Origin of the sequence: Actinoplanes octamycinicus (genome assembly GCF_014205225.1) — a bacterium.
In the GTDB taxonomy this organism is placed as follows: Bacteria; Actinomycetota; Actinomycetes; order Mycobacteriales; family Micromonosporaceae; genus Actinoplanes; species Actinoplanes octamycinicus.
This window is the reverse complement of record NZ_JACHNB010000001.1, coordinates 4,774,148-4,789,287: the sequence shown is the minus strand read 5'-3', so window position 1 is coordinate 4,789,287 and position 15,140 is coordinate 4,774,148. Positions and strand designations below refer to the sequence as shown.

Below are 15,140 nucleotides of genomic sequence, written 5' to 3'. Positions count from 1 at the left end.
TACCGGCCTGGGTTATGGTGGGCGCCGACCCCAGGGAGCGTGCATGCCGCCGAGGAAGCCGAGCAGCGCCTCGAAGGCTCCTGCAAGAACTTTCAAGACCAAGCCCGGCAAGCCCACCTCCACCGACGTCGCGGCGGCCGCCGGGGTGTCCCGCTCGGCGGTCTCCTTCGCGTTCAACAACCCGCAGCGGATCTCCACCGCGACCAGGGAGCGGATCCTCGCGGTCGCCGAGGAGCTCGGCTACACGCCGAACACGCTGGGCCGGATGCTGCAGGCCGGGACCACCAACTCGATCGGGGTGCTGCTGCCGCAGGGGCTGGCGCAGATCCTGGAGAACCCGTACTACTCGCGGTTCCTGATGGGCGCCGGGCAGGTGTGCGACCGGGAGGGCTACACGCTGCTGCTCACCCCGCCGCTGCAGGACTCGGTGCTCAAGGCGATCCCGTACGCCGCGGTGGACGGCTTCATCGTCTGCGGGCTGGAGATCGACCGGGGCGAGGTGGCCGAATTGGATCGGCGCGGCATCCCGTTCGTGCTGATCGACTCGGACCGGCACGAGGGCGCGCCGCACGTCGAGGTGGATGACCGCGGCGGCGCCCGGGACGTGGCCCGCTACCTGCTGGAGCTCGGTCATCGGCGGCTCGCGGTGCTGTCCATCGGGCCGCGGCCGGCGGCGGACCCGGGGCATCGGGGACCGCTCGCCCGGCGGCTGGCCGGGATCACCGACGCGCTCGCCGAGGTGGGGCTGACCCTCGACGACGTGCGGGTGGCCGAGGTGCCGGTGACCCGCGCCGACGGCTACAAGGCGACCCGGGAGCTGATGTCCGGCGAGCCGCCGAGCGCCATCCTCGCCCTCTCCGACGTCCTGGCCTACGGCGCCGTGGACGCCCTGCAGGACCTGGGGGTGGCCGTGCCGGACGAGGTCTCGGTGACCGGTTTCGACGACCTCGCCGAGTCGGCCTGGTTCCGTCCCCGGCTGACCACCGTGCGGCAGCCGATCGTGACCAAGGGCCGGATCGCCGCCGACTTCCTGATCTCCGCGATCCGGGGCGAGGACCAGCACCCGCACCAGATGCTCGGCACCTCGCTGATCGTCCGGGATTCCGCTACAAATCCGGCATAAGACCGCTCTGCAAGAACTTGCTGAAAGAAAGCAGCCGTCAGACTATGTAACACGTGTTAGTTGCCTGCTACCGTTCCTCGCCATGACAGATCAATTGGTCGCACCGCCCACCGTCGAGGCGCCGCCGGCTTCCTGGTGGCGCAACGCGGTCATCTACCAGATCTACCCGCGCAGCTTCGCCGACTCGAACGGCGACGGCATCGGTGACCTGCCCGGCATCAGCAGCCGCCTGCCGTACCTCAAGGACCTGGGCGTGGACGCGGTCTGGCTCTCCCCGTTCTACGCGTCGCCGCAGGCGGACGCGGGTTACGACGTCTCCGACTACCGGACCGTCGACCCGATCTTCGGCACCGTCGCCGACGCCTCCGAGCTGATCACCGGAGCGCACGCGCTCGGCCTGCGGGTGATCGTCGACCTGGTCCCCAACCACTCGTCCGACCAGCACGAGTGGTTCCAGAAGGCGATCGCCGAGGGCCCCGGCTCGCTGTTCCGCGAGCGCTACCACTTCCGCCCCGGCAAGGGCGAGAACGGCGAGCTGCCGCCGAACGACTGGCCGTCGATCTTCGGCGGCCCGGCCTGGACCCGGGTCGAGGACGGCGAGTGGTACCTGCACCTGTTCGCCCCGGAGCAGCCGGACTTCAACTGGGAGCACCCGGCGGTCCGTGACGAGTTCAAGACCATCCTGCGGTTCTGGCTCGACCTGGGCGTCGACGGCTTCCGGGTGGACGTGGCGCACGGCCTGGTCAAGGAGGAGGGCCTGCCGGACGTCGGGGCGGACGCCGAGTGGCACCTGCTCGGCGTCGGCGAGAGCCCGTGCTTCGACCGGGACGGCGTGCACGAGATCTACCGCTCCTGGCGGCAGATCCTCGACGAGTACCCGGGCGAGCGGATCGCGGTCGCCGAGGCGTGGGCGCCGAACCTGGCCCGGGTCTCGCACTACGTCCGCGACGACGAGCTGCACCAGGCGTTCAACTTCAGCTACCTGGGCACCGCCTGGAACGTGCACGAGCAGCGTCAGATGATCGACGACTCGCTCGCCGCGATGAGCGCGGTCGGCGCGCCGACCACCTGGACGCTCTCCAACCACGACGTGGTCCGGCACACCACCCGGCTGATGCAGACCGCCGAGGGTGAGGTGGCCGGCCGCAAGGCGGTCGCCGTCGACGAGGTGGCCGGGCTGCGCCGGGCCCGGGCGGCCAGCGCGCTGATGCTGGCGCTGCCCGGTTCCGCCTACCTCTACCAGGGCGAGGAGCTCGGCCTGCCGGAGGTGCTGGACCTGCCGCCGGAGGTGCGCCAGGACCCGGCGTTCCACCGGGCGACCGGTCAGGACGGCTACCGCGACGGCTGCCGGGTGCCGATCCCGTGGAGCGGCGACGAGGCGCCGTACGGCTTCGGCCCGGAGGGCGGCGGCAGCTGGCTCCCGCAGCCCGCGTCGTGGGCGAAGCTGAGCGTGGCCGCGCAGGCCGACGTGCCGGACTCGACGCTGGAGCTGTACCGCAAGGCGCTCGCCGTGCGGCGCACCCACCCGGCGCTGCAGCCCACCGGGAACCTGAGCTGGGTGACCGCCCCGGCCGGGATCCTGGCCTTCGACCGGCAGGTCGAGGGCGCGCCGGTCTTCCGCTGCACGGTCAACATGAGCGACCAGCCGGTCAGCGTCGGCCGGCCGGGCGAGCTGCTGCTGGCCAGCGGCCCGGTGGAGGGCGGCCCGGACGAGGTCGTGCTGCCGCCGGACACCACCGTCTGGTGGTCCATCCCGAGCTAGAACCGTCCCACCCACCCGCGGACGGTGCGGGTGGGCGGGTGCTGCGGGCGTGACACGGACCGGGGGACGTGTCACGCCCGCACTTTTTCTCAGATCCCGTCCACATCCACCGATCAGGCACGGTGACCTGAAGGCGGTGGAGCATGCGACCAGTGGACGGATCGGCCCGCACGGCCGGGCGCATCCTCATCCTGGCGGTCGTCTGGGCGGTGCTGAGCGTCCTGCTCGGGGTCGCCGGCCTGCTCGGTGACGCGCCGCCCGCCTGGCTGCTCTGGCCGGCCGGGATCGGGTCGGCCGCCACCGCCGTGCTGGCCGCCCTGGCCGCCGCCGCGGCCAGCGAGGGAGTGGCCCGGCTGTTCTGGCAGCGACTGGCCGCAGCCGCCGCGGTGCTCACCGTGGGTGGCCTCAGCCACGGCACGCAGACCGCCCTGGCCGGTCACCCCACCTCGATGAGCGGCTTCAGCGCCGCCTGCTATCTGGGCGCGGTGGCCGGGGCCGGCTACGCGTTGCTGCGCCTGCCGCACCCGCCCCGGTCGTGGCGCGCCAGCCTGGCGATGTATCTGGACGTCGCGGTGGTCGGGGTGGCCGCCATGCTGGTGATCACCCACTTCCTCTGGTCGTTCCCGGTGCCGGTGCCCAGCGGTCCCGGTGGGCCGCCGCCCGGGCCCCCGCCGCCCGGCGCCCCGCTGCCCGGGCTGGCCGCCGGAATGACGATGATCGTTCTGGTCACCGCGATCACCGCGGTGGTCGCGGTGATCCGGGTCGGGATCACCGGCGCCGGACCGCTGCACGGGCCGGCCCTGTGGTACCTGGCTCCGATCGGGCTGCTCGCCCCGGCCTCCTGGATGATCTACCCGGCGGTCAAGGACCACCCGCACCTGAGCGTCACCGCCATGGCGCTGTCCCCGGTCGGACTGATGTTCGCCCTGGCCGCGCGTTCCCAGATCCGCCACGGCGGGCAGCCGCCGCGAGGAGTCAACCTGCGCTGGGCGCGCCGGTGGCGGCGGATCAGCGTGGTCCCGTACGCCGCCGTCGCGATCACCGTCGGCATGCTGATCACCGTCACCCTGCACCTGGGCTTCCTGCCGCCCGGCCTGGCCGGCGGCTCGATCGTGCTGATCACCCTGGTGGTGATCCGGCAGATCGCCGCGCTCTCCGACAACACCGACCTGCTGGACCAGTTGGAGGAGCAGGCCAACCACGACGACCTGACCGGCCTGCCGAACCGCCGGTCGTTCGCCGCCACCCTGCAGCAGCGCACCGCCCCGGCGGTGGTCGCGGTCGGCGACCTGGACGGTTTCGGCACCCTCAACGACCGGCTCGGCGACGAGCGCGGCGACGCGCTGCTGCGTGCCGCCGCGGCCCGGATCACCGAGACGTTCCCGGACGCGGTGGTGGCCCGGCTGCTCGGCGACGAGTTCGGCGTGCTGATCGACGGCGACCAGGAGCACCTGGGCGAGCAGCTGGTCCGGGCGTTCCGGACGCCGCTGCGGGTGGACGGCCACGACCTGCTGGTCACCGCCACCGTCGGGGTGGCCGCCGGGCGCGACGAGGCACTGCCCGACCTGCTGCGCCGCGCCGAACTGGCGCTCAAGGCGGCCAAGCGGGCCGGCGCGAACCGGTACACCGAGCACACCGCCGAGATGGACAGCACCGCGCAGCACGACGCCGACCTGGCCGCGGCGCTGCGCCGGGGCCTGGACATGGGCGAGTTCCGGCTGGTCTACCAGCCGATCGTGGAACTGCCCGGCGGCCGGATCACCGGCGTCGAGGCGCTGGTCCGCTGGCACCCGCCGGACGGGCCGCCGGTGTCGCCGGCCGAGTTCATCCCGGTCGCCGAGCAGACCGGGCTGATCCTCGACCTCGGCCTCTGGGTGATCGAGACGGCCTGCGCGGACGCGGCCCGCTGGCAGCACCGGCACGGCGCCGGCGCGCCCCGGGTCAACATCAACGTCTCGGCCCGGCAGCTGCTCGATCCGGACCTGCCGGACCAGGTCGCCTCGACCATCGCCCGGTACCGGCTGGACCCGGACAAGATCACCCTGGAGATCACCGAGACCGCGGTCTTCGGCGGCGGCGCGGCCCTGAACACCGTCCACGACCTGCGCGACCTCGGCGTCGGGGTGGCCCTGGACGACTTCGGCACCGGCCAGTCGTCGCTGACCCTGCTGCGCACCTGCCCGGTCACCACCCTCAAGGTGGACAAGTCGTTCATCGACGAGCTGAACGGCACCGCCGAGCAGGAGGCGATCGCCACCTCGCTGAGCACCATCGCGGCCACCCTCGGGCTGCGCGCGGTGGCCGAGGGCGTCGAGACCCAGGCGCAGGCGTCCCGCCTCGAAGCCCTCGGCTACCGGTACGCGCAGGGCTACTTCTTCGCCAAGCCCGGCCCGGCCGCCCTGATCGACGCGGCCCTGGAGGCGCCGGTCGTGATCGACTGACCGGCTGCCACCAGCGCCATCCCCGAGACCCTCACGCGAGGTGGTCCCGGCGCGAGACCGCGACGCGCCACCGAACCTCGGCTGGTCCTCACGGGTGTCTCGCCGTCGGCGAGACACCCGTGAGGACCAGCCGGGACCGGGAGCGCGCGGCCACCTCGCACCGGGACCGCCTCGCGGACGGGCGCGGACGGGCGCGGGCGGGCACGGACGGGACGGGCGTACCGGCGTACCCGGAACGCGGGAAGCGGACCGGGGGTGGGCGGCGGTCAGGTGGGGACGCGGTCCCGGATGGCGTGGCCGACCTCGGCGCGCAGGGCGGCGAACTCGGCGGAGCCGCGCAGTTCGTCGGCCGGGACGCCGGTGCGGGGCAGGTCGATCGGCAGGTCCAGGGCGATGGTGCCGGGGCGCGGGGTGAGCACCACGACCCGGCTGCCCAGGAAGATCGCCTCGTCGACGCTGTGCGTGACGAACACGCAGGTGCGGCCGGAGGCGGCGCTGACCTGGCGCAGGTCGGCCTGCAGGCGTTCCCGGGTGAGCGCGTCCAGCGCGGCGAACGGCTCGTCGAGCAGCAGCAGCGGGTTGTCCACGGCGAGGGCGCGGGCGATCGCCACCCGTTGCTGCTGACCGCCGGAGATCTGCCAGGTGCGGCGCTTGGCCACGTCGTGCAGGCCGACCCGGGCGAGCAACTCGTCGACCCGGGCCGGGGAGACCGGCTGGCCGGCGTAGCGCAGGGCCAGCTCGATGTTGCCGCCGACGGTCTTCCACGGGAACAGCCGGGGCTGCTGGAAGACCAGGCCGGCCCCGCGCCCGGGCAGCGGCGCGGACCCGGCGGTCCGCACCGTGCCCGAGGTGGGCTGCTCGAAGCCGGCGATCAGGCGCAGCAGCGTGCTCTTGCCGCAGCCGGACGCGCCGACCAGGACCAGGAACTCGCCGGCCGGCACGGTCAGATCGACCGGCCCGACCGCGGTGACGTCCCCGTAGGAGTGCGTCACCGCGTCCAGGACGACCGCGTCCGCCGGGGTCTCAGCCGAGGACACCGGGCAGGCCCTTCACGTAGATCGCCTTCTGCACGTCGGCGAGCGCCGGCACCGCGTCGATCTTCTGCTGCGACTTGAGGAACTCGGCCGCGCTGACCAGGTTGTCGGCGAGCTTGCCGACGTTGCCCTCGGTGCCCAGCCACTCCGGCGAGCTGATGTCCGCCGGCTTCAGGAAGACGCCCTGCTTGAGCTGGTTGAGCGCGTCGTCGGCGGAGAGGTTGAGCTCGGCGCCGACCGCCTTGGCCGCGGCCGCCGGGTCGTTCGCGATCAGGTCCAGGGCCTGCGACTCGGCCTTGCGCCAGGCGTCGACCGCCTCCGGGTGCGCCTGCGCGAACGCGGTGTCCACCACGCCCAGGTCCAGGGTGGGCTTGCCGGCGGTGGCCAGCTGCCGGCTGCTGATCAGCACCTTGCCGGTCTTCTTCAGCTCGTCGAGCGAGGGCAGCCAGGTGTACGCCGCGTCCAGGTCCCCCCGGGTCCACGCCGCCTGGATGTCCTGCGGCTCCAGGTCGACGATGTTCACCTCGGACTCCTTGACGCCGGCCCCGGCCAGCGCCGCGAGCAGGCTGTAGTGCGCGGTCGAGGCGAACGGCGTGGCCACCTTCTTGCCCTTGAGCCCGGCGATGTCGGTGACCCCGCTGCCGTTGCGGGCGACCAGCGCCTCGTTGTCCCCGGCCACGTCGAGCACGAAGGCGACCTGGTAGGGGATGTTGAGCGGCGCGGACAGCCCGCGCGCCACCGGGCTGGAGCCGATCGCCGCGATGTCCAGGCTCTTCGCGACGAACGCCGTGTTGATCGACGCGCCGGAGTCGAACTTGGTCCAGGTGATCTTGTAGTCGGGCAGCGCCTTCTCCAGCAGCCCCTGGTTCTTGACGATCAGGTCGCCGCTGGGGAACGCCTGGTAGGCGATCCGGATCGATTTCTTCGAGGCGTCACCCCCGCCGGCGGCGGCGCCGTTGCCGCAGGCCGCGAGGAAGAGGACGGAAAGGACAGCGATCAGCTTTTTCACAACAACTCTTTCAGCTAATGCCGCGCCACGGGATCAGCTTGTCCGAAGCGATCCGCAGCAGGGCGTCGATGAGCAGGCCGGAGAGGCCGATGGCGAACAGTCCGAGCACGACCACGTCGGTCTGCGAGTAGCGCTGCGCGTCGCGGATCATGCCGCCGATCCCGGGCACCCCGTTGATCGTCTCGGCGGCCACCACCGACGAGTAGGCGACGCCGACCGCGAGCCGGACCCCGGTGAAGATCTCCGGCAGCGCGCTGGGCAGCACCACGTCGCGGATCGTCTGCCAGCGGCCGGCGCCGAGCGCGCGGGCCGCCTCGACCAGGCCGGACGGCGCGCCGTGCACGGCGGCGGCGGTGGCCACCGCGACCGGCGGCAGCGCGGCGATCGAGAGCAGCCACAGCTTCGGGGTCTCGTCGATGCCGAACCAGATGATGAACAGGCTGAAGTAGGCCAGCGGGGGCAGCGCCCGGACGAAGGTGACCACCGGCTCGGCGATCACCCGCAGCCAGGAGATCGTGCCGAGCAGCACGCCCAGGACCAGGCCGCCGGCCACGCCGATGGCCGAGCCGATCACGATCCGGCGCAGGCTCACCCCGAGGTGCTCGATCAGCAGGTGGCCGCTGTAGCCGCGGACGCCGTCGTGGGTGGTCGAGGTGAGGATCAGCTGCCGCCAGACCGCGCCGGGCGACGGGATGAAGGCCGGGTTGTTCAGCGCCCGCGCCGTGAGCTCCCAGAGAACGCCCAGCGCGAGCAGCGCCAGCAGCCTCAGGGCGATCCGGCGGCGCAGTCCGCCGCCGGGCGCGAGCGCCGGCGCCGGCTTGGCGGCGCTCTCCGGCGCGGAGGCCGGGGCAAGCAAGGTGGTCACGGAGAACTCCAGGCAGGGGGTACGCGGAATGCCTGGTATTCCTATCGTGCAGATGGGGTTAATGGCAATACGGGGGCGCCCGGTGTCCCGCTCCCTGGAACAACCCGGTGAACGGCGTCAGGACAGGTCGGAGGTCATCACGTGCCGGCAGGCCTGCACGGCCGGGGTGAGCGGCCGGTCCCGGTGATGGATCATGCCGATCGGCGGGTGCGCCGGCGGCGCGTGCAGCTGCCGCACGGTGATCGCCGGCCCGTCCGGGCTCTCCGCCACCGACCGGGCCAGCAGCGCCACCCCGAGCCCGGCCGCGACCAGGTCACGGATGCTCTGCGGGCTGTGCGTCTCGAACTGCACCCGGGGCGCGAACCCGGCGGTCCGGGCCGCGTCGTCGAGGATCCAGCGCAGCCCGCTGCCCTCCGGCAGGCAGACGAACGCCTCGTCGCGGAACTCGCCGAGGGTGAGCCGCCCGGTCCCGCTCAGCGGATGCCCGACCGGCAGCACCAGCACCAGCTGCTCGTCCGCGAGGGGCAGCGCCTCGAACCGGGCCGGCAGGTCGGCGTGCACCGGGCCGATCACCAGGTCCACCTCGCCGCCGTCGAGCGCGCCGAGCAGCCCGGTGATCAGCCCCGACCGCAGCCGCAACGCGATCCCGGGGAACCGGTCGTGGAACCGGGCCAGCGCCTTCGGCAGGTCGTACGGCCCGAGCACCGCGGTCGCGCCGACCGTGACCCGCCCGGTCACCACCGCGGTGATCTCACCCATCTCCAGCCGGGCGCCGTCCAGCTCGGCCAGCACCCGGCGGGCCCGGGCCACGAACATCTCCCCGGCCGGGGTCAGCGCCACCCGCCGCGTGGTCCGGGCGAACAGGGTCACGCCCAGCTCCGCCTCCAACGCCCGGATCTGTGCGGAGACGGCCGACTGGGCGACGTGCAGCCGCTCGGCGGCACGGGTGAACCCGCCGTACCGGGCGACCGCCTCCACGTAGCTGAGTTGTCGAAGCTCCACCCGTTCATCGTGCCGCACGATGAATGCCATCGGGAACGTGTCTTGGACATATCAATGCCCCGGGAGCAGGCTGAAGCCATGTTCTCCACACGCATCGGGCTCGGCTGCATGGGTTTCTCCCAGGCGTACGGCCCGGCCGACGACGACCAGTCGATCCTCACCATACGGGCGGCGCTGGACCACGGGGTGCGACTGCTGGACACCGCCATGAGCTACGGCGGCGGCCACAACGAGGAACTGGTCGGCCGGGCCGTCGCCGGACGCCGCGACGACGCCGTGCTGGCCACCAAGTTCGGCATCGTGCGCGGGCCGGAGGGGGTGCGCCTGGACGCGCACCCGGACCGGGTCCGCGACTACTGCGACGCCTCGCTGCGGCGGCTCGGCGTCGACGTGATCGACCTCTACTACCTGCACCGGGCCGACCCGACCGTGCCGATCGAGGACACCGTCGGCGCGATGGCCGCGCTGGTCACCGCCGGCAAGGTGCGGCAGCTCGGGCTCTCCGAGGTGAGCCCGGCCCAGTTCGCCGCGGCCCGCGCGGTGCACCCGATCGCCGCGGTCCAGCTGGAGTGGTCGCTCGCCTGGCGGGAGCCGGAGGGCGACATCATCCCGGCGGCGCGCGCGGGCGGGGCCGGGATCGTCGCCTACAGCCCACTCGGCCGCGGGTTGCTGACCGGCGCGCTGCCGCCCGAGCCCTTCGGGCCCGGCGACTTCCGGGCCGGCGACCCCAGGTTCGCCGGGGAGACGCTCGCCGCCAACCTCGCGGTCGTCGACGCGGTGCGGTCCAAGGCGGCGGCGTACGGGGTGAGCACCGGCCAGCTCGCCCTGGCCTGGCTGCTCGCCCGCGGCGACGACGTGCTCCCGATCCCGGGAACCCGCAACCCGTCCCGGATCGTCGAGAACGCGGCCGCCGCCGACCTCGTCCTCACCCCCGACGACCTGGCCTTTCTGGACGGGCTGGCGTGGCAGGGCGACCGCCGCTCGTTCGCCGCCTATGGAACATCCCGCTCGGCATAGCCAAGATCGGGGTCATGTCCTTCGATCCGATCATCGCCGGCTTCCACCCCGACCCGACCGTGTGCCGGGTCGGGGCCGACTACTACCTGGCGACCTCGTCCTTCGAGTACGTCCCGGGCGTCCCGCTCTTCCACAGCCGGGACCTGGCGTCGTGGCGACAGATCGGGCACATCCTGACCCGTCCCGGGCAGCTCGACCCGGACGAGCTGAGCCCGTCCCGGGGCATCTTCGCGCCCACCCTGCGATACCACGGCGGCCGCTTCTGGATGGTCACCACGAACACCAGCCGGATGATGTCCGGGCAGCTCATCGTGCACGCCGCCGACCCGGCCGGCCCGTGGAGCGACCCGGTCCACGTGTCCGGCGCGATCGGCATCGACCCGGACCTGGCCTGGGACGAGGCCGGCAACTGCTACCTGACCTACGCCAGTTACGGGATGGCCGCCCCGGCCGGCATCACCCAGGTGCGGATCCTGCCGGCGACCGGCACCGAACTCAGCGACCACTACCCGGTGTGGCCGGGTTCCGGGCTGGTCCACCCCGAAGGCCCGCACCTCTACCGGATCGACGGACTCTGGTACCTGATGCTGGCCGAGGGCGGCACCGAGCGCGGGCACGCGGTCACCATCGCGCGCGGGCCGGCGCCCGAGGGGCCGTTCACCGCCTGCCCCGGCAACCCGATCCTGAGCCACCGCAGCACCGGGCACCCGGTGCAGAACACCGGGCACGCCGACCTGGTCCAGGCCGCCGACGGCCGCTGGTGGGCGGTGCACCTGGGGGTACGGCCGCGCGGGACGACGCCGCACTTCCACGTGCTCGGGCGGGAGACCTTCCTGGCCAGGGTCGACTGGACGGACGGCTGGCCGGCGCTGACCACGGTGTCCCGGCCGGGCGGGCCGGTCGACCACTCGTTCACGGTCACCGACGGGGTCTTCGACGAGCGGTGGGTGGCGCCGGGCGCCGACCCGGCCGCGATCGCCGCGCCGCATCCGGACGGCGGCGCGCGGTTGCGGTCCGCCGGCCTGCTCTGCGTACGCGTCCGGGACCAGGCGTGGAGCGCCACCGCGGAGTTCGACGGCCCGGGCCGGCTGGTGCTGCGCCTGGACCACCGGCACTGGTACGCGCTGCACGTCGCGGACGGCGTGGCCACCGCGATCGCCCGGGTCGGGGACCTGGAGCAGGTGGTCGGCACCGGGCCGGCCGGGCCGCTCGGCCTCGCCGCGGTGGCCCCGGCCGGCGCCGACAACCCGGGCTCGGCCGCCGGCCCCGACGAGATCGTGCTGTCCGCCGGCGACGTCGAGCTGGCCCGCCTGGACGGCCGCTACCTGTCCACCGAGGTGGCCGGCGGCTTCACCGGCCGCCTGCTGGGCATCGGCACGCTCGGCCCGGCGGAGACCCGCCTGGTGTCCTTCACCTACCGCAGCGACCGGTGACCGGCGCACCCACGGTTCTCCTCGGCTCGCCGGGCCGGCCGCGCCGGCAGGCGGACGCTCACCTCGTACCGAAAGAATCGCTTTTAGATGGTCAGCTCGTGGAGGTGCCGCTCGGCCCACTCGCGCAGGCCGCGCAGCGGGACGGTCAGGCTGCGGCCGACCGGGGTCAGCTCATACTCCACGTGCAGCGGGACCGCCGGGTAGACCGTGCGGGTGAGCAGGCCGGCGTCCTCCAGGCGGCGCAGGGTCTGGGTCAGCACCTTCGGGCTGATCCCCTCCATGTGCCGCTGCAGGGCGCCGAAGCGCAGCGGCCCGGCCTCCAGCGCGCCGACCGCCAGGGTGGTCCACTTGTTCGCGATCAGGTCGAGCAGACCCCGGCACGGGCACAGCTCCGCGTAGACATCGTGCTTGTCGTGCTCGCCGGTGGCGCACACCGCAGTCATCCGACCTCCTTGGTTACCGAAAGATAGTAGCCGCCCTTGCGGGTAACTACCGCCTCGGGGATAGCTTTCGCGGCGTGCAGAACAACATGCGAGCAGTGACACAGCAGGAGTTCGGCGGCCCCGAGGTGCTCCGGGTGGCCGAGGTGCCGATCCCCGAGCCGCTGCCCACCGAGGTGCGGGTCCGCGTGGTGGCCGCCGGCGTCAACCCGGTGGACCACAAGACCCGGGAAGGCGGCGGGATGGCCGGGGTGCTCGGGGCGCCGCCGTTCATCCTCGGCTGGGACGTGTCCGGGGTGGTGGAGAAGGTCGGCTTCGGCGTGCACACCCTCGCCGTCGGCGACGAGGTCTACGGGATGCCGTGGTTCCCCCGGCAGGCCGGCGGCTACGCCGAGTACGTGACCGCGCCGTCCCGGCACTTCGCCCGCAAACCGGCCGGCATCGGGCACACCGCTGCCGCGGCGGTGCCCCTCGCGGCGCTCACCGCGTGGCAGGCGCTGACCGCGGCCACCACGATCAGTCCCGGTCAGCGGGTCCTGGTGCACGCGGCGGCCGGCGGGGTCGGGCACTTCGCCGTGCAGTTCGCCAAGCACCTCGGGGCACACGTGATCGGGACCGCCCGCGCGGACAAGCACGAATGGCTGCGCTCGCTCGGCGCGGACGAGCTGGTCGACTACACCACCACCCGGTTCGAGGAGGTGGCCAAGGACGTCGACGTGGTCCTCGACCTGGTCGGCGACGAGGACACCGGGGTGCGCTCGGTGGCCGCGCTGGCCCCCGGCGGGCTGCTGATCGCGGTGCCGTCCGGGGTCTCGCCGGCGGTGTCCCAAGCGGCCGGGCAGGCCGGGGTGCGGGCCATCGGCTTCCTGGTCGAGCCGGACGGGCCGGCGCTGGCCGAGATCGCCGCGCTGATCGACGCCGGGCGGGTGCACGTCGAGGTGGCCGGGGTGCTGCCCCTGGCCGAGGCCGGGGAGGCGCACCGGCGGCTGGCCACCGGCCGGACCCGGGGCAAGCTGGTCCTGGAGATCTGACCGGTCGTCACGCCGGGATCGGCGTCTCGTAGCGGTTGACGGCGGGCGGCAGACCGAGGCGGTCGCGCAGGGTGGCGGCCCGGGACGGGCGGAACAGGCCGCGCCAGCGCAGCTCGGGGACCAGGTCACGGATCACCGTGAGCGGGTCGCCGCGCAGCCGCACGCCGTCCGCCCCGCGCTCCGCGGCGGCCAGGATCCGGACCATCGCGTCCCGATTGCCGCCCTCGCGGACCGGCAAGTCCGCGAAGACCTTGCGGCCGGGCCGCGGTCCGGCCTCGCCGTCCGGGACAAACACGACGTCGGCCGCGTCGTCCGGGGCCTCCCCCCGCGCCACCGCCACCACCGGGTTGCCCTGCGGCGGGCGCGGCACGATCGACGGGCCCTTGACCGCGAAGTACCGCCCGGCGAAGTCGGCGTAGTGCAGCCGGTCCCGGTCGACGAACCGGCCGGTCGCCACGTCCTTGATGATCGCGTCGTGCTGCCAGCTGTCCCACAGCCGGCGGACCACCTCGATCGCGTCGGCGGCCTCGGCGAACAGCTCGTCGCGGGCCAGCGGCGCCCGGCGGCCGAGCAGCGCCGCCTCGGCCGGGTCGGCGGAGACCCGGACCTGCCAGCCGGCCCGGCCGTGGCTGACGTGGTCGAGGGTGGCCAGCGCGGTGGACAGGTGGAACGGCTCGGTGTGCGTGGTGGTGGCGACCGGGACCAGCCCGACGTGCCGGGTCAGCGGTGCCACCCGGGCCGCGGTCAGCACTGCGTCCGGGCCGTGCCGGCCGAAGTCGTCGTCGAAGGTGACCAGGTCGATCCGGGCCTCGTCGGCCTGGCGCACCGCGCCGACCCAGTCGGCGGCGGCGAACGAGGCGCCGTCCAGGGCGATCGCCAGGAGCATCAGAGGACCGCCCATTCCTTGGCCAGCAGCTCGAACGACCGGACCCGGTCGCTGTGCCGATGGGTGATCGTGGTGATCAGCAGCTCGTCCGCGCCGGTCACCTCGCGCAGCGTGCGCAGCCGCTCGGCGACGGTGGCCGGCGACCCGGCGAACTGGGTGTCCACCCGGTCGGCGACCAGCGCCCGGTCGGCGTCCGTCCACTCGTGCGAGAGCGCCTGCTCGATGGTCGGGAACGGTACCGCGCCGCGCCCGGTCCGGATGCTGCGGACCCAGAGCGCGTAGGGCAGCGCCAGCCGCCGCGCGGTCGCGTCGTCCTCGGCGACGATCACGTCGGCCGAGACCATCAGGTGCCTGCCGCCGGCCGACCGGTACGCCTGCACCGCCTCCAGCACCTTGGCCGGCGCCACGTGGTAGTTCGCCACGAACGGCAGGCCCCGTGCCCCGGCCGTGCGCGCACTCTCCCCGCCGCTGCTGCCCAGCAGCCAGAGCTGCAGGTCGGCGCCGGCCCCGGGGACCGCGGTCACCTCGTTGCCCTTGCCGTCCGAGTACGGCCCGGCCAGCAGCGCCTGGATCTGGTCGAGGATCTCGCCGAGCGGCAGCGACTCGGCGCCGGGCTGCTGCAGCAGGCGGCCGATCAGGGCGCTGCGGTCGGAGGCGAAGATCGGCGCCCAGGAGAAGTGCTTCGGGATCAGCAGGCCGCCGACCTCACGCGCCTCGGCCGGCTGCGCCGCCTGCTGCTGGCGCAACGCCTCGCTCTTGGCCTGTCCGGAACGGCCCAGGCCCAGGTCGAAGCGACCCGGGTAGAGCGCGTCCAGCAGGCCGAACTGCTCCACGATGGAGAGCGCGGTCTGGTGGCCGGTCTGCACCGCGCCGGACCCGAGCCGGATGTGGTCGGTGACCGCGGCGATCTGACCGAGCAGCAGGGCCGGCTGAGCCGACGCCACGCCCGGCGTGAAGTGGTGCTCGGCCACCCAGTACCGGTGGTAGCCGAACTGCTCGGCCCGCCGGGCCAGGTCCAGCGTGCGCCGCAGCGCGTCGCCGACGTCACCGCCGGCCACCAGCGGCGCCAGATCAAGAACCGAGAGAGGTACGCCCAT

The 15,140-nt window shown here is 73.6% G+C and carries 13 protein-coding genes; 6 read left to right on the top strand and 7 right to left on the bottom strand.

The window, feature by feature from the left end:
• Positions 1-43: 43 nt before the first annotated feature.
• The 3 genes from BJY16_RS20905 (at position 44) to BJY16_RS20895 (ending at position 5,326) form a co-directional block, all read left to right on the top strand.
• Positions 44-1,123, top strand: a complete 1,080-nt coding sequence (locus BJY16_RS20905) for a LacI family DNA-binding transcriptional regulator (RefSeq protein ID WP_185041275.1) — start codon at positions 44-46, stop codon at positions 1,121-1,123.
• 82 nt (positions 1,124-1,205) lie between these two features.
• On the top strand, positions 1,206-2,885 hold the full coding sequence (locus tag BJY16_RS20900; RefSeq protein ID WP_185041274.1) for a glycoside hydrolase family 13 protein: 1,680 nt from the start codon (positions 1,206-1,208) through the stop codon (positions 2,883-2,885).
• A 143-nt stretch (positions 2,886-3,028) separates the two neighbouring features.
• Complete coding sequence (locus tag BJY16_RS20895; RefSeq protein WP_185041273.1) at positions 3,029-5,326, top strand: putative bifunctional diguanylate cyclase/phosphodiesterase; 2,298 nt, start codon at positions 3,029-3,031, stop codon at positions 5,324-5,326.
• 266 nt (positions 5,327-5,592) lie between these two features.
• Here the strand turns inward: BJY16_RS20895 and BJY16_RS20890 are convergent, their stop codons facing one another.
• From BJY16_RS20890 to BJY16_RS20875, 4 genes are all read right to left on the bottom strand, one after another.
• Positions 5,593-6,363 carry an ABC transporter ATP-binding protein gene (locus BJY16_RS20890; protein WP_185041272.1) on the bottom strand — a complete coding sequence of 257 codons (771 nt, stop codon included), beginning with the start codon at positions 6,361-6,363 and terminating at the stop codon, positions 5,593-5,595.
• Complete coding sequence (locus tag BJY16_RS20885) at positions 6,350-7,369, bottom strand: taurine ABC transporter substrate-binding protein (protein WP_185041271.1); 1,020 nt, start codon at positions 7,367-7,369, stop codon at positions 6,350-6,352. The genes BJY16_RS20890 and BJY16_RS20885 overlap by 14 nt, the downstream gene beginning before the upstream one ends.
• A gap of 10 nt (positions 7,370-7,379) precedes the next feature.
• Positions 7,380-8,234, bottom strand: coding sequence for an ABC transporter permease (locus BJY16_RS20880; protein WP_185041270.1), 855 nt, complete (start codon positions 8,232-8,234; stop codon positions 7,380-7,382).
• A 117-nt stretch (positions 8,235-8,351) separates the two neighbouring features.
• Positions 8,352-9,236 carry a LysR family transcriptional regulator gene (locus BJY16_RS20875; protein WP_239177867.1) on the bottom strand — a complete coding sequence of 295 codons (885 nt, stop codon included), beginning with the start codon at positions 9,234-9,236 and terminating at the stop codon, positions 8,352-8,354.
• A 78-nt stretch (positions 9,237-9,314) separates the two neighbouring features.
• On the opposite strand from BJY16_RS20875, the gene BJY16_RS20870 reads away from it, so the two are divergent.
• Positions 9,315-10,253 (top strand): aldo/keto reductase, encoded by a 939-nt coding sequence (locus BJY16_RS20870; protein ID WP_203759186.1) that lies wholly within the window; start codon positions 9,315-9,317, stop codon positions 10,251-10,253.
• 14 nt (positions 10,254-10,267) lie between these two features.
• On the top strand, positions 10,268-11,686 hold the full coding sequence (locus tag BJY16_RS20865) for a glycoside hydrolase family 43 protein (RefSeq protein WP_185041267.1): 1,419 nt from the start codon (positions 10,268-10,270) through the stop codon (positions 11,684-11,686).
• Between the two features lie 83 nt (positions 11,687-11,769).
• Here BJY16_RS20865 and BJY16_RS20860 read toward each other — a convergent pair whose 3' ends face one another.
• The gene (locus tag BJY16_RS20860) at positions 11,770-12,129 is read right to left on the bottom strand and encodes a winged helix-turn-helix transcriptional regulator (RefSeq protein WP_185041266.1); all 360 of its coding nucleotides are present in this window, start codon (positions 12,127-12,129) and stop codon (positions 11,770-11,772) included.
• 86 nt (positions 12,130-12,215) lie between these two features.
• Between BJY16_RS20860 and BJY16_RS20855 the strand changes: the two genes are divergently transcribed.
• Positions 12,216-13,157, top strand: a complete 942-nt coding sequence (locus tag BJY16_RS20855) for an NADP-dependent oxidoreductase (RefSeq protein WP_185041265.1) — start codon at positions 12,216-12,218, stop codon at positions 13,155-13,157.
• A gap of 7 nt (positions 13,158-13,164) precedes the next feature.
• Here BJY16_RS20855 and BJY16_RS20850 read toward each other — a convergent pair whose 3' ends face one another.
• Entirely contained in the window at positions 13,165-14,043 is an 879-nt protein-coding gene (locus BJY16_RS20850) for an LLM class flavin-dependent oxidoreductase (protein WP_221502010.1), read from the bottom strand.
• On the bottom strand, positions 14,043-15,140 hold the full coding sequence (locus tag BJY16_RS20845) for an LLM class flavin-dependent oxidoreductase (RefSeq protein WP_185041263.1): 1,098 nt from the start codon (positions 15,138-15,140) through the stop codon (positions 14,043-14,045). Before BJY16_RS20845 ends, BJY16_RS20850 begins: the two co-directional genes overlap by 1 nt.

Coding starts and splice junctions, on each gene's coding strand:
- BJY16_RS20905 (WP_185041275.1), top strand. CDS start 44: ATGCCGCCGAGGAAGCCGAGCAGCGCCTCGAAGGCTCCTGCAAGAACT.
- BJY16_RS20900 (WP_185041274.1), top strand. CDS start 1,206: ATGACAGATCAATTGGTCGCACCGCCCACCGTCGAGGCGCCGCCGGCT.
- BJY16_RS20895 (WP_185041273.1), top strand. CDS start 3,029: ATGCGACCAGTGGACGGATCGGCCCGCACGGCCGGGCGCATCCTCATC.
- BJY16_RS20870 (WP_203759186.1), top strand. CDS start 9,315: ATGTTCTCCACACGCATCGGGCTCGGCTGCATGGGTTTCTCCCAGGCG.
- BJY16_RS20865 (WP_185041267.1), top strand. CDS start 10,268: ATGTCCTTCGATCCGATCATCGCCGGCTTCCACCCCGACCCGACCGTG.
- BJY16_RS20860 (WP_185041266.1), bottom strand. CDS start 12,129: ATGACTGCGGTGTGCGCCACCGGCGAGCACGACAAGCACGATGTCTAC.
- BJY16_RS20855 (WP_185041265.1), top strand. CDS start 12,216: ATGCGAGCAGTGACACAGCAGGAGTTCGGCGGCCCCGAGGTGCTCCGG.
- BJY16_RS20850 (WP_221502010.1), bottom strand. CDS start 14,043: ATGCTCCTGGCGATCGCCCTGGACGGCGCCTCGTTCGCCGCCGCCGAC.
- BJY16_RS20845 (WP_185041263.1), bottom strand. CDS start 15,140: ATGGGCGTACCTCTCTCGGTTCTTGATCTGGCGCCGCTGGTGGCCGGC.